General features: G+C 75.6%; 21 protein-coding genes. 4 read left to right on the top strand and 17 right to left on the bottom strand.

Features of this window, described 5'->3' with window-relative positions:
- Window positions 1–4: 4 nt before the first annotated feature.
- The 4 genes from WDV06_RS11290 to WDV06_RS11275 form a co-directional block, all read right to left on the bottom strand.
- Complete coding sequence (locus WDV06_RS11290; RefSeq protein WP_395509522.1) at window positions 5–1,225, bottom strand: glycosyltransferase; 1,221 nt, start codon at window positions 1,223–1,225, stop codon at window positions 5–7.
- Window positions 1,222–2,022: a MerR family transcriptional regulator gene (locus WDV06_RS11285; protein WP_395509521.1), complete on the bottom strand. Its 801-nt coding sequence runs from the start codon at window positions 2,020–2,022 to the stop codon at window positions 1,222–1,224. Before WDV06_RS11285 ends, WDV06_RS11290 begins: the two co-directional genes overlap by 4 nt.
- Before the next feature lie 51 nt (window positions 2,023–2,073).
- Window positions 2,074–2,988, bottom strand: coding sequence for a LysR family transcriptional regulator (locus WDV06_RS11280; protein ID WP_395509520.1), 915 nt, complete (start codon window positions 2,986–2,988; stop codon window positions 2,074–2,076).
- A gap of 182 nt (window positions 2,989–3,170) precedes the next feature.
- On the bottom strand, window positions 3,171–3,683 hold the full coding sequence (locus tag WDV06_RS11275) for a GNAT family N-acetyltransferase (RefSeq protein WP_395509519.1): 513 nt from the start codon (window positions 3,681–3,683) through the stop codon (window positions 3,171–3,173).
- Between the two features lie 202 nt (window positions 3,684–3,885).
- Between WDV06_RS11275 and WDV06_RS11270 the strand changes: the two genes are divergently transcribed.
- Complete coding sequence (locus WDV06_RS11270; RefSeq protein WP_395509518.1) at window positions 3,886–4,218, top strand: YnfA family protein; 333 nt, start codon at window positions 3,886–3,888, stop codon at window positions 4,216–4,218.
- A gap of 75 nt (window positions 4,219–4,293) precedes the next feature.
- The gene (locus WDV06_RS11265; RefSeq protein WP_395509517.1) at window positions 4,294–5,181 is read left to right on the top strand and encodes a TIGR03619 family F420-dependent LLM class oxidoreductase; all 888 of its coding nucleotides are present in this window, start codon (window positions 4,294–4,296) and stop codon (window positions 5,179–5,181) included.
- Window positions 5,182–5,324: 143 nt separating this feature from the next.
- Here WDV06_RS11265 and WDV06_RS11260 read toward each other — a convergent pair whose 3' ends face one another.
- The 7 genes from WDV06_RS11260 to WDV06_RS11230 form a co-directional block, all read right to left on the bottom strand.
- Window positions 5,325–6,032, bottom strand: a complete 708-nt coding sequence (locus tag WDV06_RS11260) for a transcriptional regulator (RefSeq protein ID WP_395509516.1) — start codon at window positions 6,030–6,032, stop codon at window positions 5,325–5,327.
- A 7-nt stretch (window positions 6,033–6,039) separates the two neighbouring features.
- Entirely contained in the window at window positions 6,040–7,449 is a 1,410-nt protein-coding gene (locus tag WDV06_RS11255) for a nucleobase:cation symporter-2 family protein (protein ID WP_395509515.1), read from the bottom strand.
- A gap of 341 nt (window positions 7,450–7,790) precedes the next feature.
- Window positions 7,791–8,372, bottom strand: coding sequence for a hypothetical protein (locus tag WDV06_RS11250; protein ID WP_395509514.1), 582 nt, complete (start codon window positions 8,370–8,372; stop codon window positions 7,791–7,793).
- A 139-nt stretch (window positions 8,373–8,511) separates the two neighbouring features.
- Window positions 8,512–10,650, bottom strand: coding sequence for a hypothetical protein (locus WDV06_RS11245; RefSeq protein WP_395509513.1), 2,139 nt, complete (start codon window positions 10,648–10,650; stop codon window positions 8,512–8,514).
- Window positions 10,651–10,724: 74 nt separating this feature from the next.
- Window positions 10,725–11,822, bottom strand: a complete 1,098-nt coding sequence (locus WDV06_RS11240; protein ID WP_395509512.1) for a PLP-dependent cysteine synthase family protein — start codon at window positions 11,820–11,822, stop codon at window positions 10,725–10,727.
- Window positions 11,823–11,941: 119 nt separating this feature from the next.
- Complete coding sequence (epsC, locus tag WDV06_RS11235) at window positions 11,942–12,556, bottom strand: serine O-acetyltransferase EpsC (RefSeq protein ID WP_395509511.1); 615 nt, start codon at window positions 12,554–12,556, stop codon at window positions 11,942–11,944.
- Entirely contained in the window at window positions 12,556–13,128 is a 573-nt protein-coding gene (locus WDV06_RS11230; RefSeq protein WP_395509510.1) for an NADPH-dependent FMN reductase, read from the bottom strand. The genes epsC and WDV06_RS11230 overlap by 1 nt, the downstream gene beginning before the upstream one ends.
- A gap of 322 nt (window positions 13,129–13,450) precedes the next feature.
- Here WDV06_RS11230 and WDV06_RS11225 point away from each other — a divergent pair, with 322 nt between their 5' ends.
- Window positions 13,451–14,638 carry an MFS transporter gene (locus tag WDV06_RS11225; protein WP_395509509.1) on the top strand — a complete coding sequence of 396 codons (1,188 nt, stop codon included), beginning with the start codon at window positions 13,451–13,453 and terminating at the stop codon, window positions 14,636–14,638.
- Between the two features lie 15 nt (window positions 14,639–14,653).
- Here WDV06_RS11225 and WDV06_RS11220 read toward each other — a convergent pair whose 3' ends face one another.
- The 6 genes from WDV06_RS11220 to WDV06_RS11195 all read right to left on the bottom strand — a co-directional run bounded on the left by WDV06_RS11220 (window position 14,654) and on the right by WDV06_RS11195 (window position 21,917).
- Window positions 14,654–15,517: an amino acid ABC transporter ATP-binding protein gene (locus WDV06_RS11220; protein WP_395509508.1), complete on the bottom strand. Its 864-nt coding sequence runs from the start codon at window positions 15,515–15,517 to the stop codon at window positions 14,654–14,656.
- Window positions 15,518–15,530: 13 nt separating this feature from the next.
- A complete protein-coding gene (locus tag WDV06_RS11215; RefSeq protein WP_395509507.1) occupies window positions 15,531–16,331 on the bottom strand; it encodes an amino acid ABC transporter permease in 801 nt (266 codons plus the stop codon).
- Complete coding sequence (locus WDV06_RS11210) at window positions 16,328–17,095, bottom strand: ABC transporter substrate-binding protein (RefSeq protein WP_395509547.1); 768 nt, start codon at window positions 17,093–17,095, stop codon at window positions 16,328–16,330. Before WDV06_RS11210 ends, WDV06_RS11215 begins: the two co-directional genes overlap by 4 nt.
- A gap of 252 nt (window positions 17,096–17,347) precedes the next feature.
- On the bottom strand, window positions 17,348–17,515 hold the full coding sequence (locus WDV06_RS11205; protein ID WP_362067930.1) for a hypothetical protein: 168 nt from the start codon (window positions 17,513–17,515) through the stop codon (window positions 17,348–17,350).
- A 125-nt stretch (window positions 17,516–17,640) separates the two neighbouring features.
- Window positions 17,641–21,183: a hypothetical protein gene (locus tag WDV06_RS11200; protein ID WP_395509506.1), complete on the bottom strand. Its 3,543-nt coding sequence runs from the start codon at window positions 21,181–21,183 to the stop codon at window positions 17,641–17,643.
- Between the two features lie 68 nt (window positions 21,184–21,251).
- The gene (locus tag WDV06_RS11195) at window positions 21,252–21,917 is read right to left on the bottom strand and encodes a DUF4360 domain-containing protein (RefSeq protein ID WP_395509505.1); all 666 of its coding nucleotides are present in this window, start codon (window positions 21,915–21,917) and stop codon (window positions 21,252–21,254) included.
- A 257-nt stretch (window positions 21,918–22,174) separates the two neighbouring features.
- Here WDV06_RS11195 and WDV06_RS11190 point away from each other — a divergent pair, with 257 nt between their 5' ends.
- Window positions 22,175–23,119: a nucleoside hydrolase gene (locus tag WDV06_RS11190; protein WP_395509504.1), complete on the top strand. Its 945-nt coding sequence runs from the start codon at window positions 22,175–22,177 to the stop codon at window positions 23,117–23,119.
- Window positions 23,120–23,145 lie beyond the last annotated feature (26 nt).

Genomic DNA, 23,145 nt, shown 5'->3' with positions numbered 1-23,145 from the left:
TCCCCTACCGGCGGCGGGCGATCCCCTCGACGGCGCGCAGCACCCGTGCCGCCGCCTCCTCGGTCCGCATGTGCCGCGCGGCCGCCCGGGCGGCCCGGGCGTACCCCTCCCGCCTCACGACCCGGCCGAGGGAGTCGGCGAGCGCCTCCGCGGTGAGGGCGCCGAAGGGGACGGGGTCGGGGGCCGCGCCGAGCGCGGCGAGACGGCGCGCCCAGAACGGCTGGTCCGCCGCCACGGGGACGGCCACCGCCGGGATCCCGGCGCGCAGCGCGGCCGCGGAGGTGCCGGCCCCGGCATGGTGGACGACGGCGGCGAGCCGGGGGAAGAGGAGGGCGTGCGGGAGGTCCCCGACGGTCAGGACGTCCGGGCCGCCGTCCGCCGTGAGCCCGGCGCTGCCGCCCTGCAGGACGCCGCGCAGCCCGGCGCGGCGCAGGGCCCGTACGGCGAGGTCGCCGAGCCGCTCGCCCTCGCCGGCGGCCATGCTGCCGAAGCCGATGAGGACGGGCGGGGGGCCGGCGCCCAGGAAGTCCTCCAGGTCGGCGGGGAGCCGTGCGTCCGGGGCGACGTGCGGCCACCAGTTGCCCACGACGTCCAGCCCCGGCCGCCAGTCGGACGGGGCCGGAACCAGTGCCGTGCTGCAGCCGTGCAGGACGGGCCACTGCGCCCGCTCCTGCCGCCGGCGCATGGCGGAGGCCGCGAGCGGCGCCAGTCCGAGGCGGTCGCGCAGCCGGGCGACGCCCTCCTCGCTGATCCGGTCGGCCATGTGCAGCGCGAACCGTCCCATCGCGCGGTTGCCGAGGCGGCCCAGGGAGCGTGCGCCGGTGACGACGGGCGGGAAGTCGCCGGTGGGAGCGGTGGGCTGGAGGTAGACGCCGAGGCTGGGCGTTCCGGTGGCCTCGGCGAGATGCCAGCCGAGCGGGGCGGTGGTGGTGGACAGCAGGAGCAGGTCCGTGCCCTCGTCCACGGCGTCGGCGAAGCCCTGGCCCAGCCCGGCGAGGAAGGCGGAGGCGGTGCGCATCAGCTCGCGCCGGTCGCCGACGTCGCCGTGCCGGCGGCTGTCGGCGGGGAGGCCGCGGAACTCCAGGCCGGCGGCGCGCACGAGGGGTGCGAAGGGCTCGGTGGTGGCCAGGGCGACCTCGTGGCCGGCGGCGCGGAGGGCGGCGCCCAGGCCCGTGTAGGGGTCGACGTCGCCGCGCGATCCGGCGGCGGCGATCAGTATCCTCATCGTTCCTCTTCGGTGTCGGTGCGGCCGTCCGTGCGGCGGGCCGCGTTGGCGTGCACGGCCTCGCGCAGGTAGGCGGCGAGGCCCGGGCGCTGCTGCGCGTGCGGTACGACGAGGGCGAAGGCGCGGGGGTCGGCGAGGAAGTCGTCCGCGATGCGCCGGTGCATGCCGGGCGTGCAGGAGGTGAACCACCGCGAGACGTGCAGCCGGTGTTCCTCGGCGAGGTCCATGGCCCGCCCGCCGTCGGCGGGCTCCCCCTGGTCGAAGGCGCCGAGCAGCTCGGCACGCCAGGCGGTGGCCTCGCGCATGAGCCGGCGCCAGTCGTCCTTGGTGTGGGCGGCGGCGCGCGCCATCGCCTCGCGGCCGCCCTCGGAGCCGGTCCACTTCCGCTCCGCCTCCGTGGCGTAGCTCAGGTCGAAGGCGATCTCGCCGAACACCTCGAAGCGTTCCTGCGGGGTCAGTTCGACCCCGGTCCGCTGGACCTCGACGGCCCGGGACGCCACCTCGGCGAGCCGCTGGAGCCTGGCGATCTCCTCGCCGAGCTGCCGCTGCCGGGCCTCCAGGTGCTCCAGGACGTTCACCTGCGGGTCCTGGAGGATCGCGGCCGTGTCGTCGAGGGTGAAGCCGAGCTCGCGGTAGAAGAGGATCTGCTGGAGGCGGGCCAGGTCCGCGTCGTCGTAGAGCCGGTATCCGGCGGGGCTGCGGCTGCCGGGCGAGAGCAGCCCCGCCTTGTCGTAGTGGTGCAGCGTACGCACCGTCACCCCGGCGAAAGCCGCGACCTGTCCCACGGAGTAACTCATCCACCTGCCCTTTCGTCGGCGTTCAGCTTGAAGCCTGACGTGGGGGGAGGGTCAAATGCGGTCTGCTCCGAAGGGTTCCGAGGGCGCGCAGCTCCCGGCGACGGTGTCGGCGAAGGCACGGGCAAGCGGGGTGAGGGCGTCCCAGCGGCGGACCGCCCAGCCGACCGGGAGCGGGGGCAGGGCGGGTACGGGAACGAGGCGCAGCGGACCGTCGGCCGGGGCCCGGAGCCCGGGGACGGCCGGTACGACGGTGTGGCCGAGGCCGAGTTCGGCGAGCAGCAGTGCGGTGTCCCAGTCGGCGACGCTGGTGTCGGAGCCGACGCGGACGCCGAGTTCGGTGAAGGCCGCGTCCAGGCGGGCGCCGGAGAGGGAGTTGGGCGGGAGGCGGACGAGGCGCAGGCCGGTGAGGTCGGCGGGGCCGACGGCCGGGCGGGCCGCGAGCGGGTGCTCCGCGCGGACCGCGAGGACCCAGGGGAGGTCGACCACGGGGCGCTGCTCGATGCCGGGCACCGGCGGACCGATGGTGACCCAGGCGAGGTCCAGGGTGCCGGCCAGGAGGGCGTCGAAGCAGCGGCGGCTGGAGGTCTCGGTGCGGAACTCCAGGCTGACCCGGGCGTGGCGCCGGCGGAAGGCGGCGATGGCCTCGGCCATGAAGTGGCGGACGGTGGCCCCGCCGGTGCCGACGCGGACGGAGCCACCCTCGCCCTCGGCCATTTCGCCGATCCGGCGCAGCGCCCGGTCCAGCGCGCCGATCCCCTCGGCGGCGGCCTCGTGGAGGACGCGTCCGGCCGGGGTGGGCACGACGCCGCGCGGCCGGCGCTCCAGCAGGCCCACGCCCGTCTCCCGTTCGAGCCGCTTGACGTGCTGGCTCACCGCGGACTGCGTACAGCCCAGTTCCCGTGCCACGCCGCTGAGGCTTCCTGCCCGGCACACGGCGACGAACACCCGTAGGTCGTCCAAGGTCATGTGATCCAAGCTAGGGCTTGGGTCTGGGCAAGGAAACCCCAGGATTGACTGGGCTCCTGGCGAGGCGGCAGGATCGGTGCGGGCCCAGGCGGCAACCCGTCCGGTGCCAGCGACCGGTTCCGGAGCCGGGCGCGGGCGCCGGCGGGTGCCGACCATTCACCGCACACCACCGCCGGGGGCGCTCAGCGCCTGAGTTCAGGAGCCAGGAGGTCCATCAGGAGGCCGTCGTGCCAGGTGCCGTCGGGTCCGCGCTCGTACTGCCGCATGGTGCCGACCGGCCGGAAGCCGACCTTTTCGTAGCAGCGGATCGCCGCGGCGTTGTCGGCCGCCGGGTCGATGACCAGGCGGTGGTAGCCGCGGTCGTCGACGAGGTGGCGGGCGAGGGTGCGCACGGCGTCGGTGCCCAGCCCCCTGCCGTGCACGGCGGGGTCGAGGAAGAGGTCGACGCCGGCGTGCCGGTAGTCCGGCTCCTCCTCGGAGTACCACTGGATCATGCCGACGACGCGCTGCTCGTACCTGATGGTGAGGCAGATCGTGCCGGAGTCCTCCAGATCGCCGGCGATCTCCGCTTCGAGGTCGTCCCCGCCCCGCCACCGCGCCCGGACTTCGGGAGTGGCCCGGATGGCGGCCAGGGCGGGGATCTCCTCGGTGAGGGTGGGGCGGAGGACGACGGAAGCACCTTGCAGAACGGTCATGGGCAGGCAGGATAGGCGACCGGGCCGCCGTCACCACCCGATCGGCGGGGCTGCGCCGAAGACCGGGGGGAGGGCGCCTCCCGGGCCGGGGTTGCCGCACGTCCGGCCGTACCACACTCCCCCGCCTGCCGGAAGGCGCGCGGTGCGCGCATCCGGCGACCGCTGTAGTTTCGGGTTGCCTCCGACCCCGAAAGTAGTTGACGTGCTCATCGTTCGCTCCGTCGCCCTGTTCGCCGTCGCCGCCCTGTTCGAGATCGGCGGGGCCTGGCTGGTCTGGCAGGGGGTGCGGGAGCACCGCGGGTGGGCGTGGATCGGTGCGGGGGTGATCGCCCTCGGCGTCTACGGCTTCGTCGCGACCCTGCAGGAGGACGCGAACTTCGGCAGGATCCTGGCCGCCTACGGCGGGGTGTTCGTGGCCGGGTCGCTCGCCTGGGCCGTGGTCCTCGACGGGTACCGTCCCGACCGGGCGGACGTCATCGGGGCGTTGGTCTGCCTCGCCGGCGTGGGCGTGATCATGTACGGGCCGCGCGGGTAGCCGGGGAAGGGCGCACGCCACGCCGACGGCCCCGAACCCGCGGCCCGGGCGCCGCGTCCGGCCGAGACTGGCCCGATGGACATCGGAATAGCCCTGCCCCAGTACGGCGGCCACGCCCGCCCCGAGTGGATCGCGCCGTTCGCCCGTCAGGCGGAGGAGGCCGGCTTCGGCCGGCTGTGGGTCGGCGACCGCTCGCTCGCCCCGGTCTCGCCCAGCGACCTCTACCCCGGCCACACCGCGCAGGAGCCGTACCCGCCCGGGTTCCGCACCTTCCTCGACCCGCTGACGGTGCTCACCGCCGCCGCCGGGGCGACCAGCCGGGCCGTGCTCGCGACCAGCACCCTCAACGCGCCCTGGTACCCGCCGCTGCTGCTGGCCCGCACCCTCACCACCCTCGACGCGATCAGCGCGGGACGGCTGGTGGCCGGGCTGGGGATCGGCTGGCTGCGCGACGAATACACCGCGGTCAACGCGGACTTCACACGGCGCGGCGCCCGGCTGGAGGAGATCCTCGACATCCTGCGCGGCTACTGGACCGAGGAGGTGTTCGGCCACGAGGGCCCGCACTGGTCGATCCCGGAGTCGTACGTGGGCCTGCGCCCGGCCCGGCCGGGGGGTCCGCCCGTGCTGCTCGGCGGGCTCTCCCCCGCCGCGATGCGCAGGGTGGGCCGGCGCGCCGACGGCTGGGCCGGGGTGCTGCTGCCGGCCCGGGTGGAGGCGGGGCTGTGGGACCTGGCCCGGCGGGCGGCCGAGGAGGCGGGCCGCGATCCCGGGGCGCTCAGCCGTCACATCCGGTGCAACGTCCGGCCCGGCACCGGCGCCGACGAGATCGCCGCGACGCTCGCCGGCGTACGGGAGACGGGCGCGGACAGCGCCTTCATCGACCTCCAGCAGTGCGTGGCCGGACCCGCCGAGGCCCTGGAGCTCGGCATCGCGGTACTGGAGCGCGTCCGGGCGGGCTGACGCGCAGGGCCGCCGGTCCCCGGCCCGTGGTGCGGGGCAACCGCACCGGGCCGGGCCGGTTCCGGGTCACCGGAGCGCCGGCCCGCCCGCGGGCCGGGCCCGGGCCTCCTCTCCCCGCCGCCCGACGTGCACCGCGGGGCGGGTCAGGGGGCGGCCGGGTCCGGACCCGCGCCGGTGAGGGAGCGGAAGCGCTCCGGCAGGGCGCGGAGCCAGGCCGCGCGGTCGGCGGCGATCTCCCGCAGTCGGGCGTCGTCGTTGCGGGCGACGAGGTGGCCCATGTAGCGCTCGTCGAACCGGGTGTACTCCCGGTGCAGCGCCCTCAGTGCGCGCGCCACCCGCCGCTCGTCGGCCTGGGCGAGGTGGGCCAGTTGCGCGACGTGGGCCTTCCAGCGCCCCTCGACGGCCTGGCGCAGCAGGCCGACGAGTTCGCCGTCCCGGTCGAGGACGTCGAGCAGTTCCTCCGTGGGCAGGCCGAGCGCGTCCGCCAGCAGCAGGGTCTGGCGGTCGGTGCCGGGCCAGCGGTGTTCGGCCTCGGCCCGGGCGTAGGCGTGCGGGTCCATGCCGATGCGCAGGGCGAGGCGTTCGGCGGTGAACCCGCGGGCCAGCCGGTGTTCCCGCAGGGCGGCCGGACGCACGGCCATGAGGACGGCGACCGGGCACCACAGGGCGTCGGCGAGGGCGAGGAGCTCGGGTTCGGACGGGGGGACCGCCCCGGCTTCCCAGGCGTGGACCGCTTCGGGCGGGCGGTCCACGCCCAACTGCGCCATGGCGGCGACGACCTGGGCGGGTGTCATGCCGAGGCGCTGCCGCGCGGCCCGGGCCTCGGCGGGGGAGAACGGGGGTGTGGACACGGCCCGGTCACCTCGCCGGCCGGGCGTCGGCGAAGGCGTCCCAGTCGATCTGGGTCTCCTCCCGTACGGTGCGGGCGGTCGGGCTGTGGAAGAACAGGTTCAGCAGGACGGCGGTGAGGCTGCCGAGGGTGATGCCGCTGCCGAGGACGGCCCGCACCTCCGTGGGCATGCGGTCGAAGAACGGGCCGACGACGGCCGGCAGCATCGCCGCGCCCAGGCTGAGCGCCAGGATCAGCGCGTTGCGCTCCTCCCTCAGGTCGACCTTGGCCAGGATCTGGATCCCGACGGTGGCGACCATGCCGAACATCGCGACGGCGGCGCCGCCGAGCACCGGGTGCGGGACGGAGGCGACGACCGCGCCGGCCTTGGGCACCAGGCCCAGGAGGATCATGAAGAAGCCGGCGGCGACCACCACGAACCGGCTGGTGACCCGGGAGATCCGGACCAGGCCGATGTTCTCGGCGAAGGCCACGTAGGGGAAGGAGTTGAACAGGCCGCCGAGGACGGTGGCCAGGCCGTCGGCGCGCAGCGCGCGGCCGACCGTCTCGCCGTCCACCTCCCGTCCGGTGATCTCCCCCATGGCGTAGACGTCTCCGGTGGTCTCGACCATGGTGATCACCATGACGACGACCATCGCGAGCATCGGGAAGAGGTGGAACTGCGGTACGCCGTAGTGGAACGGGGCGCTCACGCCGACCCAGTCGGCCTGCTCGACGGCGGTGAGGTCGGCGTCGCCGAACAGCCAGGCGGCGACGGTGCCGCCGACGAGGCCGAGCAGGACCGCCACGCTGCGCAGGAACGGCCCGCCGAAGCGGGAGAGGAGCAGGATGAGCAGGAGGGTGCCGCCGGCGTAGGCGAGGTGCTCCGGGGCGCCGTAGCCGGGCTTGCCGATCAGCCCTGAGCCGCCGCCCACGTCCTGGAGGGCGACGGGGATGAGCACGACGCCGATGACCGTCAGGAGGGTGCCGGTGACGATCGGGGGGAAGTACTTGGCGAGCCGTCCGACGAACGGTGCGAGCAGGAACGTGGCGATGCCGCCGGTGATGACGGCTCCGTAGACCACCAGGAGGCCGGCCGTCCCGCCGCCCGCGCCCTGGCCGATGGCGATCATCGGGGAGACGGCGGTGAAGGTCGCACCCTGGACGAGCGGGAGGCGGGCGCCGATCCGCCAGAAGCCCCACGCCTGGATGAGGGTGGCGATGCCGGCCGTGACGAGGTCGGCGTTGATCAGGTAGACGAGTTCGCGGGGGGAGAGTCCCAGGCTGTTGCCCAGGATGATCGGTACGAGGACCGCGCCGGCGTAGAACGCCAAGACGTGCTGGAAGCCGTACAGCGACAGCTGGGAGAACGGGGGGACCACGTCCACCGGGTGCCGGTCGGCTGCCTGGGTACGTCGGCGCGAGGCCAGTGGTGCCATCTCTGCCTTGCCTTCGAGGGTAGGTGAATGAGAGGGAACGCGACATGAGGGGTCGCGTGGGAAAAGGGGGTGTGCCTCGGAGGTGGGCGCGTACGGGCGACCGCTCGGATCGGGCGGCTCGCGGGGCGTGGGACGGCACGGGGTTGCCGGTGCTCGTCCGGGCGCGGTGAGGCGGAACGGGGCCGATACTGTCGGAGGGCTGGGGGTTACGCAAGTCATCGGCCATGTTTTTATTAGCGAAACCCGCAGGTAACTTGCGAATCAACGGCGAATCGGCTTGTTCGCTTCGGATTCCGTTGCGCCAGACGGCTCCCCGCAACTGTCCTTCGGGTGGCGTGAATTCACGGTTCGAGACGGTGCCGGCCCGCCGCCAGGGCGGTGCTGAGGCCGAGGAGGAAGGCGGCGGTCAGCGCCGCCTTCCAGGGAGAGGCCCCGCCGGCCCGCGCCGGGGAGACCCGGCGCCGGGGGTCGTGGGCGACCCGGACCTCCGCGCCCCGGGGGACGGCGGACGGGGCGTCCTTGAGCTCGGCCGGGTAGCCGCCGGGGCAGTCCAGTGCGAGGCGGTACACCGTCCTCTCCGCACCGCCCTCGCCGAACGAGGCCTCGGTCTCGGCCCGGGCCTCGCGGACGACGCAGGTGGCGACCGCACCGCGGGCCGCGGCCTGCTCGGTGGCCGCCACCGTCGCGAGCAGTCCCAGCGCGAGGAAGAGCGCACCGAAGAGGCCGCCGGCCCCGCGGGCGCACAGGAAGTACGCCACCGGCGCGCCGAGGACGAGGACCGCCCCGCCCGCCACTGCGACGGTGGGTGACGGGGGCGCGGACCCGCCGAAGCACCAACGGGCCCACCCGTACACGAGCGCCGCGGCGGCCGTGGGCAGCACCACCCCGCCGAACCGCCTCTCCCGCGCTTCCCCCTCCGCCACGCCCACCACCCCCGCCCTTCGGACGCCGGGCGGCCCACGGCCGGTTGCGCCGCCGCGGGGCGGGCCGCGGAGGTCACCGGCCCCCGGACCGGGCGGGCCGCGCCGGTGCGCAGGGGGCGGTCCTGCGGGGTGGGCGGTTCTACGCGGGGGCGGCGAGCAGGGTGCGGAGGCGGGCCCGGAGCCGCTCGTCGTCCTGGACGCCGCGCTGCTCCATCCCCGGGCCGGCCACCCGGGCGTCGCCCTCCGCCAGCACGGCCAGCCGGTCCCGCTGGGCGGGGGTCAAGGCGGCGCCGCCCAGCGCTTCGAGGGCGTCGCAGACCTCCAGCGGGTCGGCCCCCCGCCCGACGGAGTCCAGCACCGCCCCGGCCAGGGTGCTCCGGGCCGGGGTACCGGGCCGGGCCACGGCGGCGAGGGCCCGCGCCGCCGCCGGCACCCGCTCGGGCTCGCCGAGCAGCGCCTCCAGACGGGGTGCCAGGGACCGCGCGGCCGGTCCGATGGCCGCCGCGGCCCGGGCGGCGCGGATCGCGGACCAGCATCCCCAGGGCTCCGCGGCGCAATGGGCGAGCACCCGGTCGAGGGCCGCCACGGCCGTCACGGCGTCCCCGCCGATGTGCCAGAGCGCTTCGGCGAGGGCCCTGTCGGCGTCGAGGGCGGGCAGGACCGGCGCGGCACCGGGGTCCGAGAGGGCCGCTCGCAGCAGCGGGACCAGCGGGGAGGCCAGGGGGCCGAGCCCGCCCGCCGCCTCGGCGGCCCGCATCACCTCGTGGTGGTCGCCCGCCAGTTGCCGGGCGATGCGCTCCAGCAGCACCTCCGCGTCGCCGGTCAGTTCGTACAGGGCCCCCGCCACGGACAGCGCCTCGTCCTGCGCGGCGGCGGTCCGGAGCGCCCCGGCCGCCCGGGCGCGCTCGGCCGGCGGGAGGCGGGCCGCGAGGGCGGCGACGGCGGGAGCCGTCTGCCGCTGGTGGCGGCGCAGGGCGGTCATCACCTCCGGGAGCGCCCCGGCGGCCCGGGGGCCCCAGCCTGCCAGCAGGTTCGCGAGCTGCCAGGCCTCCCTTCCGTCCACGGACTCGGGCCGGGCGAACCGGCGTCGGACGGCGTCGAGGAGGGCGGGGTCGTACGGAAAGGCGGGGTCGGGCGCGGACAGCAGGCCGGCGGCCGCTCCCAGGGCCCGCGGGCGGTGGCCGAGGGCCCGGGCGAGGAGCGGCGCGGCCAGGCCCGGGTCGATCCGTACGAGCGCGGCGAGGACCCGGTCCGCGAGGTCGTCCTCCTCCTCCGGGTGGCGGCCCGCCAGGGCCGCAAGCACCGGTGCGGCCGGTTCGGCGGCGGCTCCCAGCAGGCCGAGGAGCGGGGCCACGGCGGCGACGGCCGCGTCGTCCACGGCCGCCGCGGCGAGGGCGGGCACCAGCCGCGCGGCGCTCCGCGAGAGCGCGCACGCGCGGGCGGCGGCCCGGACCGCCTCCGCGCGGACGTCGGCCCGCGGATCGCGCAGGGCGGCGTCGAGCAGCGCGAACGCCGCCTCGCGGTGGGCCTCGTCACCCCGTCCCAGCAGGACCTCGACGGCGTCCGCCAGGGACTGACGACCCGTCAGGCCGCGGCTGCCGGCCACGAGGGGGGCGGTCGGCAGGACGGCCAGCAGGGTCGTGTGGTGCTCGTGCGTCCAGTCCACGCCCGCGTGCAGGGCGGCGAAGACGGCGGCCAGGCGCAGCTCGGCCGGATGGGCGGGGCCCAGGACGGGGCCGGCCGCCGCCGCGGCGGACCGTGCGTCCAGCCGGGACATCGCGGCCAGCAGCTCCGCGCGGGTGCGGGGGTCGGTCTCCCGCGCCCAGCGGGTCCGGAGCGCGGGCAGGACGGGCCCGGTCGCCCCGGTGCTCGACAGGGCCCAGGCGGCGCGGCCGCGGACCTCGGCCGCGGGGGCGCCGAGCAGCGGCAGCAGCAGCGGAAGCTGCCCGGCCACGGCGGAGCGGAGGGCGCCCGGCGCCACGCCGTGCTCGTCCGTGCTCCCGGCCATGCCGGCCAGCAGGGCCAGGAGGTCCGCCGTGCGGTGACCGGCGGCGGCGATGCGGACCAGGAAGGGCACGGCCTCCGCACTCGCGGTGTAGACCGTGCCCTGGTGCAGCAGGCTCCCGTACAGCTCCTCCAGGGCCTCGTCCGACGCGCCCTCGTCGGCCCCGGCGAGGTCCCGCAGGAGGGCGGGCAGGTCCTCCGCGCCGCCGTAGGCGTGGGAGGAGTCCTGCCAGGGGTGGCCGTCGAGGCCGGCGAGCGCGTGTTCGAGATCCATACCGGGCATGCTGCCAGGCGGCTGCGACAACGCCGGGGTCGGGCGGCCCGGCCGCCGGGGCCGGGACCTCGTGGTCAGGACTTGGTGGTCAGCGCCAGGGACTGGTCCGTGGTCGGCGCGGCCGTGGCCTGGGGCGCCGTGGTCCGGGGGGCGGTCCCCGAAGGCGCCGGAGGGGCGGGGCGCCGCGCTGCGGCGGGATGCCGGGCCGTCGAGTGCCCGGCGGCCCCTGGCTCCTCCTCGTCCCACAGGCTCAGGTAGCGCTCGCCGGTGTCGGGCAGCAGGGTGACGATCGACGCGCCGACGTAGTCCGGGTGGGCGGCCAGCCGGGCGGCGGCGTGGGCGACGGCGCCGGAGGACACGCCGGCGAAGATGCCCTGGCGGCGCGCGAGTTGCCGGGCCGCGGCCAGCGCGTCCTCGTCGGTGACGGTCACCACGTTGTCGATGAGCGAGACCTCGGTGGTGGGGGCCACGAAGCCGCCGTTGAGGCCGGGGATGCGGTGCAGGCCGCCGACGCCCTGGGAGAGGACCGGGGAGTTCTCCGGCTCGACCGCGACGACGCGTATCTCCGGGTTCTGCTCCTTGAGGTACGCGGCGATGCCGCTCAGGGTGCCGCCGGTGCCCACGCCGCAGACCAGGACGTCGACGCGGCCCTCCGTGTCGGCCCAGATCTCCGGGCCGGTGGTCTCGTAGTGGGCCCGGACGTTGTCGGCGTTCTCGTGCTGGCGGGGGAACCAGGAACCGGGCGTCGCCGCGTGCAGCTCCTCCGCCTTGGCGATCGCCCCCGAGTAGCCCTGCTCGCGCGGGGTCCGCACGACCTCCGCGCCGAGCGCCCTGAGCAGGGCGATCCGCTCGCGGGTGGCGCTGTCGGGGAGCACGATGACGCAGCGGTGGCCACGGGAGGCGCAGAGGGCGGCCAGGGAGATCCCGGTGTTGCCGGAGGTCGCCTCGATCACCGTGCCGCCGCCGGGGGTGAGTTCGCCGCGCTGCTCGGCGGCCCGCAGCATGTAGAGGGCGGCGCGGTCCTTGCTGGTGGACATCGGATTGGCGGCCTCCAGCTTGGCCAGCACCTGCGTGCCCGGGGCGGTGTCCTCGAAGTGCAGGCGGATCAGCGGGGTGGAACCGATCAGGTCCTCGATGCTGTCGGCGATGGGGCGCGTCTTACGGCTTTCCACGTGTGGTTCCTCACAAGTCGGGTCGTGCGGCTGCGAGTCGGGGTGTCCGTACGGTGACCCGTACGCCGGCGCAGTCTTCGTGGGGGGCTGGTGCGAGGCGGGAGGGCGGGTGTTCCCTCCTACCAGGAGCCGGCCGAGGCCGTCACCGCGTACAGGTCCTCCATCGGCTGGGGCTGCTCGCCGACCGCTTTGATCACGGCGGTGGCGGCGAGGACGCGGGCTCCCGGGGGGACGTCCTTGTTGACGAGGGCCTGGGCTCCGATGACGGCGTGTTCGCCGATGGTGACGGGGCCGAGGACCGTCGCGTTCGTGCCGAGCACCACGTGGTGGCCCACCACCGGGTGGCGGCGTTCGCCCGCCGGCCGCTTGTTGTCGCTCCACCAGCCGACGGCCCCCAGGGTCACCTGGTGGTAGATGGTCACGTCGTCGCCGACCACCGCGGTCTCGCCGATCACGACGGCCGCGCCGTGGTCGATGAACACCCGTCGGCCGAGGACCGCACCGGGGTGGATCTCCACGGAGGTCTTGCGGCGGGCCTGCCAGGCGATGAGCCCGGCAGTCATGCGCATGCCACGCCGGTGCAGGCGGTGGGCGACGCGGTGCGCCCACAGGGCGGGCAGTGCCGCGTGCAGCAGGGCCTCACGGCGGTTGCGCATGGAGGGGTCCTGGGCGACGACGACGTCCAGGTCCTCCTTCATGATCGCGAGCAGGCCGGGCTCCTTGTCGCGCGCCATCAGACCAGCACCTCCGCGCGCGCCTCGACGGCGGCGAGCGCCGCGCGGGTCAGGCTCTCCAGCCGGGCCACCAGCTCCGGGTCCGTGTACCGGCCGCCTTGGACGGCCAGCTCGCCGGCACGGGCGACGCCGACGGGCTCGTGCTCCACGACGTGCGCGCCGCAGCGGCCGAGCACGGTGACCAGTCCGGGCTGCGCGTCGAGGCCGCCGCGCGCTCCCGGGGAGGCACTGACCACGGCCGTCACGGTGCCGTTCAGCGGGCTGGGGCGGGCTCCGTCCGCGCGGGAGAGCCAGTCGAGCGCGTTCTTCAGCGCGCCCGGCATCGCGCCGTTGTAGGAGGGGGTGCTGATGAACAGCAGGTCGGCACCGGCGACCAGTTCCTTGGCCGCGCGCACCTCCGGCGAACCGTCGGCGAGCTCCAGGCCCGCTTCGTAGTACGGCAGTTGCGCGACGGGGAGGTCCACCGCCTCGTGCGCGCCGGGGAGGCCCGCCAGGACGTGGCGCACGGTCTCCAGGACGGTGGTGTTCAGCGAGTCCCGTCGGGTACTGCCCGACATCAGAACGATCTTCACCAGGGGAACTCCTTTGTTTCCGGGCCTCCCTGTCGGCAGGCTTGGTGCACGCGCGGGGAAGGGTGGTCCCGCAGGACCGCCGCACCCGCGTCGGAGCGGCGATGGAGTGCGGACGCCATCCGCCCCGTGTCTCCGTCGATACGGTGCCAGCGACGGCCGCAGCCGGACTCGACCCCGACTCGTGCCCCACCGGAGAACCACCACAGAACCGGGCCACCGCAAGGGGTGGGGGCTGCGCGTCGGCACGGAGGGGGGCGGACCCCGGCCGCCGCCGTCGCGCGCCTGTCCGGCCCGGGCGGCGGACGGGGTTACCGTCGGCGGCATGGACGGTGATCGCCGAAGGTGGCGCCAGTGTGTGCTCAGCGGGGCGGTGTTCGCCGTGTGCATGACCGGCACCACCCTGCCGACTCCGCTCTACGGCCTGTACCAGGAGAAGTTCTCCTTCTCCGAGCTGACCGTGACGGTCGTCTACGCGGTGTACGCGTTCGCCGTCATCGGTGTGCTGCTGCTGGCCGGCGACGCCTCGGACTCGCTCGGGCGCCGGCCGGTGCTGCTGGCCGGCCTGGGCTGCGCGGCGGGGAGCGCCGTCTGCTTCCTGTCGGCCACCGGCCTGCCCTGGCTGTACGCCGGCCGGCTGCTGTCGGGGCTGTCCGCCGGGCTGTTCACCGGCGCCGCGACGGCCTACGTCCTCGAACTGGCCCCGGAGGGTGCGAAGGCCCGGGCCACGTTCGTCGCGACGGCCGCGAACATGGGCGGCCTGGGCTGCGGTCCGCTGCTCGCCGGGTTGCTCGCGCAGTTCGCCCCCTGGCCGCTGTACCTGCCGTTCGCCGTGCACCTCGCCCTGGTGGCCGCTTCGGCCGCCGTCCTGTGGAGGCTGCCGGAGACCGTCCGGGAGCGGAAGCCCCTGAGTTCCGTCCGGCCGCAGCGGCCCAGTCTGCCGCCGCCGGTGCGCCCGGTGTTCGCGCCCGCGGCGATCGCCTCGTTCGTGGGGTTCGCGCTGTTCGGGGTGTTCACCTCGGTGAGCCCGGCGTTCCTGTCGGAGTCGCTCGGGGTGCGCGACCACGCCGTGAGCGGGCTGGTCGTCGCGCTGGCCTTCTTCTCCTCCACCGCCGGGCAGCTGGCCGTCGGGCGGTTCGGCGTGGCGCGGTCCCTCCCGCTGGGCTGCGCCGGGCTGCTGGGCGGACTGGCGCTGCTGGCCGGCGCGCTGCGGTGGGACCTGCTGGTGCTGGTGGTGCTGAGCGCGCTGGTCGGCGGCTGCGGTCAGGGACTGGCGTTCCGCGCGGCGCTGTCCGCGGTGGCCGGGGCGTCGCCGCAGGAGCGGCGCGCCGCCGTGATCTCTGCGCTGTTCGTGGTGGCGTACTGCGGGATCTCGGTGCCGGTGATCGGTGTGGGACTGCTGGTGGGGCCGGTCGGGCTGGAGGGCGCGGGGCTGGTGTTCATCGCGTGCATGGCCGTCCTGGTGTCGGCCGCCGGCGCCTACCTGCTGCGGCGGCCGGTGCGGACGGGCTGACCGGGCGCCCTCCGCTCAGCCGCCCGCCGGGGCGTCGGGCCGCCCGTCCTCCCGGCCGCGGCCGTCGTCGTCCTGTTGCACACCCGGTGCCCGGACGGCCGCCGGGTCCAGGACGCGGTTGAGGAAGTCACGGGTCCGTTCCCGGGCCGGCCGGGTCACCACCTGCTCCGCCGGTCCCTGTTCGACGACGACTCCCCCGTCCATGAACACGACCCGGTCGGCGACCTCGCGGGCGAAGCTCATCTCGTGCGTGACGACCATCATCGTCATCCCCTCCCCGGCGAGCACCCGCATCACCGACAGCACCTCGCCCACGAGTTCGGGGTCGAGCGCCGAGGTGGGCTCGTCGAAGAGCATCACCTCCGGCCCCATCGACAGCGCCCGGGCGATGGCCACCCGCTGCTGCTGCCCGCCGGACAGCTGGGCGGGGTACGCGTCCGCCTTCCCGGCGAGGCCGACGCGCTCCAGGTTCTCCCGGGCGACGGCGAGGGCCTCGGCCTTGCCGCGGCCCAGCACGCGCCGCTGCGGGAGGGTGAGGTTGCCGGTGACGCTCACGTGCGGGAAGAGGTTGAACTGCTGGAAGACCATGCCGATGCGGCGGCGGGCGGCGTCGATGTCGACGTCGGGGTCGGTGAGTTCGGTTCCGCCGACGAGGACCCGTCCCCGGCTCGGCTCCTCCAGCAGGTTCACACAGCGCAGCAGGGTGGACTTGCCGGAACCGGAGGGCCCGATGACGCACACGACCTCGCCGCGGGCGACGTCGAGGTCGATGCCGCGCAGGACGTGGTTGTCCCCGAAGGACTTGTGCAGTCCCCGGATCTCGATCTCCGGGCGATCCGCCCCCATGGTGCCCCCCGCCGTTCCCGTGGTCCGTGACATCGTGTCCTGCTCCTCACGTGGCCTTGTCCGCGCGGGCCTCCAGGCGGCGCACCACGAAGCCCAGCGGTACGGTCACCAGGAGGTAGCACAGGCCCGCGACCAGGATCGGGGTGGAGTTGGCGGTCTCGCTGGCGAGGTCCCGGCCGAACTTGGTCAGTTCCCGCTCCTGCAGGGTGACGCCCAGGAACAGTACGAGCGAGGAGTCCTTGAACAGCAGGACGAGTTCGTTGGTGAGCGGCGGGATGACGATGCGGAAGGCCTGCGGGATGATCACCGACACCATGGCGCGGCCGTGGGAGAACCCGAGCGAGCGGGCCGCCTCCATCTGTCCCTTGGGCACGGCCTGGATGCCCGCCCGAATCGTTTCCGCCATGTAGGCGGCCGCGACCAGGCCGAGGCCGAGCGCGACCTTCCCGTACGTTCCTCCGGGGATCGCGGTGCCGGGGAAGGCCAGGGGCACCGCGACCCCGACGAAGATGAAGATCAGCAGGGCGGGCAGGCCGCGGAAGAGCTCGATGTAGACGCCGGCGACCCAGCGGTAGGGGGCCACCGACGACAGCCGCATCATGGCGATGACCAGCCCGAGCACCAGGCCGAAGGCGAATCCGGAGAAGGTGTACACCACCGTGTTGCGCAGGGCGGTGGTGATGATCTCCGGGAAGAGCCGCGCCGCCAGGTCCTTCTGCGCGAACTGGTTCTGCAGCCGGTCCCAGCCGGCCAGGACGGCCACCAGGACCACCGCCGCCACGAAGACCGCGTACTGGACGCCCTGCCAGACGCGGCGCCGCTGGCGCCGGGTCAGCCGAGAGGTCACGACGCTGCCTGGGGCAGCGGGCCGATCCACTGTTCGTAGAGCTTCTTGTAGGTGCCGTCGGCCTTGGCCGTGGTGATGGCCTTGTCGATCGCGGCGAGGAGGGCGGCGTTGCCCTTCTTCACGGAGAAACCGTACTTCTCGCCGGTCTCGATGTTCTGGCCGAGGACGAACTCGGCGGCATTGGCCTTGTCCTTGAGCCAGCCCTGGACGACCGGGTAGTCGATGACGACCGCGTCGACCTGGCCGGTGCGCAGGCCGTTGAGGACGGCGTCCGAGCTCTCGAAGGCGACGGGGTTGAAGCCCTGGCTCTTGGCGTAGCTCTCGCCGGTGGTCTCGGCCTGGGCGCCGAGCTTGGCGGACTTCGCCTTGACGTCGGCGAGGGAGGTGATCCCGCTCTTCTTGGTCGCCAGCAGCGCCTGGGTGGCGTCGAAGTAGGGGACGGAGAAGTCGACGTTCTTCTTGCGCTCGTCGGTGATGGTCATCCCGGCCGCGGCGAGGTCGCACTGGCCCGAGTTGAGGAAGGCTCCGGTCTTGAAGTTCTCGAACGGGGTGTCGAGGATCTTCTGCTCGACCTTGAGGTCCCGGGCGACCAGGTCGATCAGGGCCACGTCGAAACCGACGACCTTGCCGTTCTGCTCGAACTGGAAGGGCGGGTAGGGAAGATGGGTGCAGGTGGTGAGCTTGCCCTTCTCGACCACGGGGACCCCGCCGGCCGCCTCCCCCGGTCCGCTCCCGCCGGAGGAGCACCCCGCGGCGAGGAACATGCCCGCCGCGGCGGCGCAGGCCGCACCCCGCAGGCGGGAGCGGCCCCGGCGAGCCGGGCTGCTGCTGGTGCGCTGACTGCGGACTCCTCGGGCCGTGCGGAACACGGTGACCTCCACGGGTGCAGGGCGGGCGGCGGTCGCGGGACGGGACCGTCCGATCGAGATCGTAAGCCCCGGCGGCGCGCGGCGGCGGAAGATTCGCGATGCGGCGGGTCCGGGGACGGGCCGGCGGCGCCGTCCCCGGCGGCTGCGTCAGCGCGCGGGCCGGTGGGGCTTTCCGGCGGGCGCCGGCGCGGGCGAGCCGCCGGGCTCCCCGAGGGCCTCGGCCTCCTCCAGGTCCTCCAGGCCGGGGAACCGGTAGGGGTCGAGTGCCCAGCGGGGCATGCGGGATGACAGTGCGTACGTCGGTGCGGTGTCCATCGAACCTCCCGAATGTAGTTACTGGCTGTGATGAGGTACTACTCTGCGCATTCGGTTGCGGGTGGCTGCGACTCCCACCCGAACGCCCTCAATGACATTTCTTCACATGACGTACACATCGGTCCTCAGGTCAGGAGGCCGGCCACCGGGGAGACGGGATCCCAGTCGGGGTCGCGTCCCGTGAGCCGGGCCGTGACCCGCCCCCAGGCGCCGGGATCGGCCGCCAGACGGTCCCCGACGAGGGCCGCGAGTGCGGTCAGGGCGGCCCGTGCCCGGGGCGGGGCGTCCGCGCGGCGGGCCGCCGTACCCAGGTACGCGAGGACCTGGCCCGCCGGGGCCACCGCGTGCACCAGGTCGTCCCCGGTCAGGTGGCCCGAGGCCAGCATCCCGTCGAACTGGACGACGGGCGGGTCGTGGTGGAGACCCGCCAGCCCGTGACGGGCCCGGGCGCGGGTGGCCTCGGGGCCGTCGGGCAGGCCGTCCGGTCCGGGCTCGTGCAGCAGGGCGGCGTACCGGAGCCGGATCGCGGCCGGCGCGCCCGGGAGGTTGACCAGGAACTTCCAGTTGGGGAGCGGATCCTCCTCGTGGGCGGCGGCCAGGACCTCCCAGTCGACCTCGCCGGGGACGGACAGCACCGTGCCGGTCGTCCGCCAGTGCAGCGGGGTCCGCCGCAGGCGGCCGACGAGTCGGGCGGGGGCCAGTTCCCGGGCCACCCGGGCCCGGATCACGGCGGCCGGGTCCGGCGATGCCAGTGCCTTGGCGCACAGCGTGGCGGCGGCCTGGCCGAGCACGTCCCGCCGCGCGAGCGCGGCCAGCCGGGCCGTACCGCCGTGCTCCGCCAGGGCGAGGCAGCCGACCGCCTGCTCGGCGAAGCCCAGGTCGGCGCCCAGACGGGCGAAGACCTCCTCGATCAGGGCCGGTTCGCGCGAGTGCAGCCAGAGCGAGCCGCCGGGCAGGGGCGCGGAGGGGTCGGCCCGCAGCTCCGCGAGGACCCGTGCGGCGGTGCGGGAGTGGGGGCGCGTGGCGATGCGACGGGCCAGGCCGGCCGCGGTTCCGCTCCGCAGCAGGGTGAGGTCGACCTCGGGGTCGTCGAGACCGACCAGCCGTTCCCTGGCATCGGAGGGAAGCCGGCGCGACGCGGCGGCGAGCACCCGCAGGGCCCGCGGGTCGCGCCCTTCCAGCAGGCGGTCGAGGAGGACGCGGGGGGTCCGGTCGTGGCGCAGCAGGTACGCGGCGAGCAGCCAGGGCCCGTCGGGGCCGAGGCGGGGCAGGACCGCGTCGACGACGTCGGCGTCGGCCAGGGACAGCAGCGTCCCCACCGGCCAGATCCACTGGCGGTTGCCCCGCTCCAGGAGCCGGACCGCCTCGTCCGGGCTCTTCGGGGCACTGCTCAGCGAGCCCCACGGGCGGTGCTCCGGCAGCGGGTGGGCGGCGGGCCGCGGGGCGTCGGGGATGCGGGACAGCCGCAGGAGCTCCGCCCAGGTGGGCCCGCCCCCGTCGGCCGGGGTGTCCGGCAGGGCACAGGCCGAGGCCGCCTGGGCCAGCCGGAGCCAGCCGTCGGGGTCGGTGCCCAGTTCGGCGCGCAGCAGGCGGGCCACGGCGGCCCGCCACGCGCCCGCGAAGGCGAGGCGGCGCCAGTCGTGGGGGCGCACGAGCAGGTGGTGTGCCGGGAGCAGGGCGGGCAGCTCCTCGGCGGGGAGGACGCCCTGGATGTAGGCGTGTTCGGTGAGCCGGGCGCTGCTGCCCCAGGACCGGGGGCCCTCGGCGCGGACCTCGTCGAGGGTGGGGGCGGTGTACCAGGGGCCGCCGTGGGGCGGTGCGACGCCGGCGCCCGCACAGGCCCGGGCGAGCCACCGGGGGGTGGCGAGGCCGGGGGCGTCCTCCTGGCGGTGGTCGGCCAGGAAGCGCAGGGTTCCGGGGTCGGCGGGCAGCGGGGCGCCGGCGGGCGCGAGGGAGTACAGGAGGTCCAACGCACCGAGCGCGGCCCGCTCGTGGGCGGTACGCGGACCCTGCGGCGCCGCCCGGTCCGGCCCGCCGGGACGCGTGGTCGTGCCGGGGGCGCCGGGACGGGCGGCCGCGGAGGGGTGCGGCGGGTGGGGCGGCGGGGTGGGGGGCGCGTGGGTCAGCAGTTCCGCCAGGGTGCCCTCGTGGGTGCCCAGTGCGCTGTCCAGGGCGGCCCACTCCTCGGGGGGTCCGGTCAGGCGGGCCGCGGTGACGGTGCGCAGTTCGGCCAGGGCGGCGGCGGTGAGCAGGTTCCGCTCGGTGAGCCGGGCCAGGGCGGCCACCGCGTGCCGCGCGGGGCGTGCGGTGCGGACCAGGTCGACCGGGTCGAGCAGGCCCGCCGCGGCCATGCCCTCCGCCCAGTCCGCGGCCGAGCCGTCGAGCCGCTCCCGGGCCAGGCGCCGCCCGGGCGGCTCCGCGTTGCCGGCGCGCCGCCCGCCGGACCGCCAGGGCTCGTTGAGGACGCTGAGCCGGAACGCGAGGCGCTGCGCGTCGTCCGCCGCCTCGTGCCGGGCGAGCTCCTCGCAGGCCTTGGGCATGAACGGGGTCTTCGCGTGCGCCTCGGCGAGGGCCGCGATGTCATGGGCGTACGGCTCCGCCAGCAGGGCGCTCAGGCTGCTCGTGCCGCGGGTGGCGGCCAGCAGGGCGGGCAGCCGGGCCGGGTCCTCGTAGGGCTCGCCGTCCTCGCTCAGGCGGCGCAGCCCGTTGCCCGAACCGTCCTCCTCGGCCAGGGCCTTCCGGACGGCCGTGCAGACGGGCGTGGTGAGGTGCCGCAGCACGTCCGGACCGTCGAGCAGCGCCTCGACCGCCTCCGGTCCGGCGGTCTCCCATACGCGTACGAGCGCGTGCCGCTGGACGGCGCCCCGGGTCCGCAGGCTCCTGAGCGCGCGGACCGTGAGCTCCGGGTCCCCGGAGGTGAGCAGCGGCGCGAGCCAGGTGTTCGGGAGCGGACGGGTGCCGCCGGCCAGTTCGGCCCGCAGCGCCTCGTCCAGCGGGACCCGCGCGAGGTCGCGCACGAGGGCGCGGCGCAGGGACGGGGTGCAGCGCGGGTTGCGGTAGACGGCGGCGGCGACCTCGGGGTCCCCGACGGCCGCCAGCCGGGCCAGGACCCGGGCGTCGAGCCGGGCGTGCCGTGCCAGGGCGGCCCGGGCGGCCCGGTCCCCGTGCTCGGTGACGGCGGTGACCAGCGCCGGGGCGGGGAGCGCTCCGCCCGCGAGCAGTCCGTCACGGGTGCGGGCCGGCAGCGCGGCCAGGGCCGCGGCGGCGTGCTCGGGCCGGGCGTGCTCCAGCAGCAGGACCAGGGTGGCGTGGACGCTGCGGGGAACGGGCGGACGGACCTCGCCCGGGGCGGCCGGCGGGGCGGGCGGCGGTATGTCGGCCAGCAGTTCGGGCAGGGTGCCGCGGTGGCGGGCGAGCGCGTCGTGCACGCCGAGCCACCGGTCGGGACGGTCGCCGAGCAGGTCGTCGGCCCAGCCGCGCAGCCGGGCCGCGGTGTCCCCGTCCGGCCCTCCGGCGGCCGCCACGCCCGCCGCGACGGTGCGCGCCGGCCGGGCCTCCTCCACCACCCGGAGGGCGGCGCCGGCCACGACGGCGCCCCCGTCCCCGAGGGGGGTGGCGAGGGCTGCGCGCACCATTGCGGAAAGCGGACTGCTCGGCGGGTTGCTCATGGACGCCATGCTAGGCAGCGGGTACGACAACTCCCCCGCACCGGGCCCCCTCCGCCCCGGGCCCGGGGTCAACGCCGCTGGGGGCAGGTCTTCCAGGAGAAGTGGTACTTGGTGTTGATGCTGCCGTCGGTGGAGTCCATCGTCAGGAAGCTGGTGGTCCTGGCGGTGTCGGAGGTGCCGGCCTGGGTGAGCAGCTCGGTGTTGATGTTCAGGTTCCGCTTCGCGCCGCAGGGGTGGAAGACGAGCGCCTCGACGGGCACCGTGTCGGAGATCTGCCAGCCGCCCTGGACGGGGCCGCGCAGGGCGTGGCTCCGGCTGGCCGTCTGGGACATGCCCTGGAAGTAGTAGCTGGCCTTCTGGCTGGCGGTGGCCCCGTCCTCCAGGCTGGCGAAGCCGCGGTAGTCGGCCTGGGCGATGGCGAAGGTGTAGCCCTGGGGGACGTTCAGGCTGAGTCCGAGCTGGCAGTTCTTGCGGAAGTCGGTCGGCTTGGCGCCGACGCCGACCTGGGCGAGGTACTCGCTGTACGTGACGGTGAAGGCCGTGTTGTCGGGGGCGACGGCCACGGTGGCGCTGCCGGGGCGACAGCCCGAGCCGTTGACCTGGACCACGTCGATGGTGATCTGTTCCGGAGGCGCGAAGGACGGGCCCGCGCCGGTGGCGGCTCCCGCCGGGGGCGTGAGAGCGGCCGCGGCGAGCGCGACGGCCGCGCCGGCGGTGAACACCGTTCTGAACATGGGGAGTCCTTCCGATCGCTGCTGTGCGTGACCGGCTCGAACCGTTCCACACCGGCCCGCCCGGGCGGCGCAGGCGCGGCAGGCACGCCCCGCGGGTCCGCTCCGAGGCCACTCGCCCGGACGAATCGTCCGCACGACGCGCCCGAACCGCGTGTATCCGCCACCGGCTCCGGCGTTTTGGCGCACAAGTGGCGGCCCGCGCGCCCCTACGACGGCAGACTGGGCAGGTCAGCGTCCCCCACCGGGAGGAACTGCCCGTGCCCGTCCCGATCGTCATCGACTGCGACCCCGGACACGACGACGCCCTCGCCATCATGCTGGCGGCCGCCGATCCCGCGGTCGACCTGCTCGCCGTCACCACGGTCGCCGGGAACCAGACGGTGGAGAAGACCACCCTCAACGCCCGCCGGGTGTGCACGGTGGCCGGGATCACGGGCGTGCCCATCGCCGCCGGGTGCGCGCGGCCGCTGCTCCAGCCGCTGGCGGTCGCCGCCGACGTGCACGGCGAGTCCGGGCTGGACGGTCCGCGGTTCCCGGCCCCCTCGGTCGACGTGGTGCCGGGGCACGCGGTGGAGCTGCTCCACCGGATCCTGACGGAGCACCCGGAGCCGGTGACGCTGGTGCCCACGGCCCCGCTCACCAACATCGCCCTGCTGCTGACCCGCTACCCCGAATGCGCCGGCAGGATCCGCGAGATCGTGCTGATGGGGGGTTCCACGGAGCGGGGCAACCGGACCCCGGCGGCCGAGTTCAACGTGTACACCGACCCGGAGGCCGCGGACATCGTCTTCCGCAGCGGCGTACCGGTGACCATGTGCGGGCTCAACGTCACCCACCAGGCCCTGGCCACCCCGGAGATCGTGGCCCGGTTCGAAGCGCTGGGCACGGAACTGGGCACCGTGTGCGCCGAGTTGCTGACCTTCTTCGGCTCCGCCTACCAGCGGCTGTGGGGCATGCCCCACCCTCCGCTGCACGACCCCGTGGCGGTGGCCCGCGTCATCGATCCGGCGATCGTGGAGTGCGTGGACGCGTACGTCGCGGTCGAGCTGCGGGGCACGCACACCCGCGGGGCCACCGTCGTGGACCCGCACGGCTACCTGGGCCGGCCCGCGAACGCGCGCGTCGCCGTCGCCCTGGACCGCGAGGCGTTCTGGGACCGCATGGTGGGCGCCGTCGCCGCCCTCGGCGCCCGCACCGGATGACCCCGCGCAGGGCCCGGCGACCCGCT

This window comes from Streptomyces racemochromogenes (assembly GCF_044129415.1).
Lineage (GTDB): Bacteria > Actinomycetota > Actinomycetes > Streptomycetales > Streptomycetaceae > Streptomyces > Streptomyces racemochromogenes_A.
Note: the sequence above shows the minus strand (reverse complement) of the source record. Positions and strands in the feature narration are given on the sequence as shown.

Bases quoted from the DNA above. Each gene is read 5' to 3' on its own strand.
- WDV06_RS11280 (WP_395509520.1), bottom strand. From the start codon at position 2,988: ATGACCTTGGACGACCTACGGGTGTTCGTCGCCGTGTGCCGGGCAGGA.
- WDV06_RS11225 (WP_395509509.1), top strand. From the start codon at position 13,451: ATGGACGGTGATCGCCGAAGGTGGCGCCAGTGTGTGCTCAGCGGGGCG.
- WDV06_RS11200 (WP_395509506.1), bottom strand. From the start codon at position 21,183: ATGAGCAACCCGCCGAGCAGTCCGCTTTCCGCAATGGTGCGCGCAGCC.
- WDV06_RS11255 (WP_395509515.1), bottom strand. From the start codon at position 7,449: ATGGCACCACTGGCCTCGCGCCGACGTACCCAGGCAGCCGACCGGCAC.
- WDV06_RS11210 (WP_395509547.1), bottom strand. From the start codon at position 17,095: ATGTTCCTCGCCGCGGGGTGCTCCTCCGGCGGGAGCGGACCGGGGGAG.
- WDV06_RS11285 (WP_395509521.1), bottom strand. From the start codon at position 2,022: ATGAGTTACTCCGTGGGACAGGTCGCGGCTTTCGCCGGGGTGACGGTG.
- WDV06_RS11195 (WP_395509505.1), bottom strand. From the start codon at position 21,917: ATGTTCAGAACGGTGTTCACCGCCGGCGCGGCCGTCGCGCTCGCCGCG.
- WDV06_RS11275 (WP_395509519.1), bottom strand. From the start codon at position 3,683: ATGACCGTTCTGCAAGGTGCTTCCGTCGTCCTCCGCCCCACCCTCACC.
- WDV06_RS11220 (WP_395509508.1), bottom strand. From the start codon at position 15,517: ATGTCACGGACCACGGGAACGGCGGGGGGCACCATGGGGGCGGATCGC.
- epsC (WP_395509511.1), bottom strand. From the start codon at position 12,556: ATGGCGCGCGACAAGGAGCCCGGCCTGCTCGCGATCATGAAGGAGGAC.
- WDV06_RS11245 (WP_395509513.1), bottom strand. From the start codon at position 10,650: ATGGATCTCGAACACGCGCTCGCCGGCCTCGACGGCCACCCCTGGCAG.
- WDV06_RS11265 (WP_395509517.1), top strand. From the start codon at position 4,294: ATGGACATCGGAATAGCCCTGCCCCAGTACGGCGGCCACGCCCGCCCC.
- WDV06_RS11205 (WP_362067930.1), bottom strand. From the start codon at position 17,515: ATGGACACCGCACCGACGTACGCACTGTCATCCCGCATGCCCCGCTGG.
- WDV06_RS11290 (WP_395509522.1), bottom strand. From the start codon at position 1,225: ATGAGGATACTGATCGCCGCCGCCGGATCGCGCGGCGACGTCGACCCC.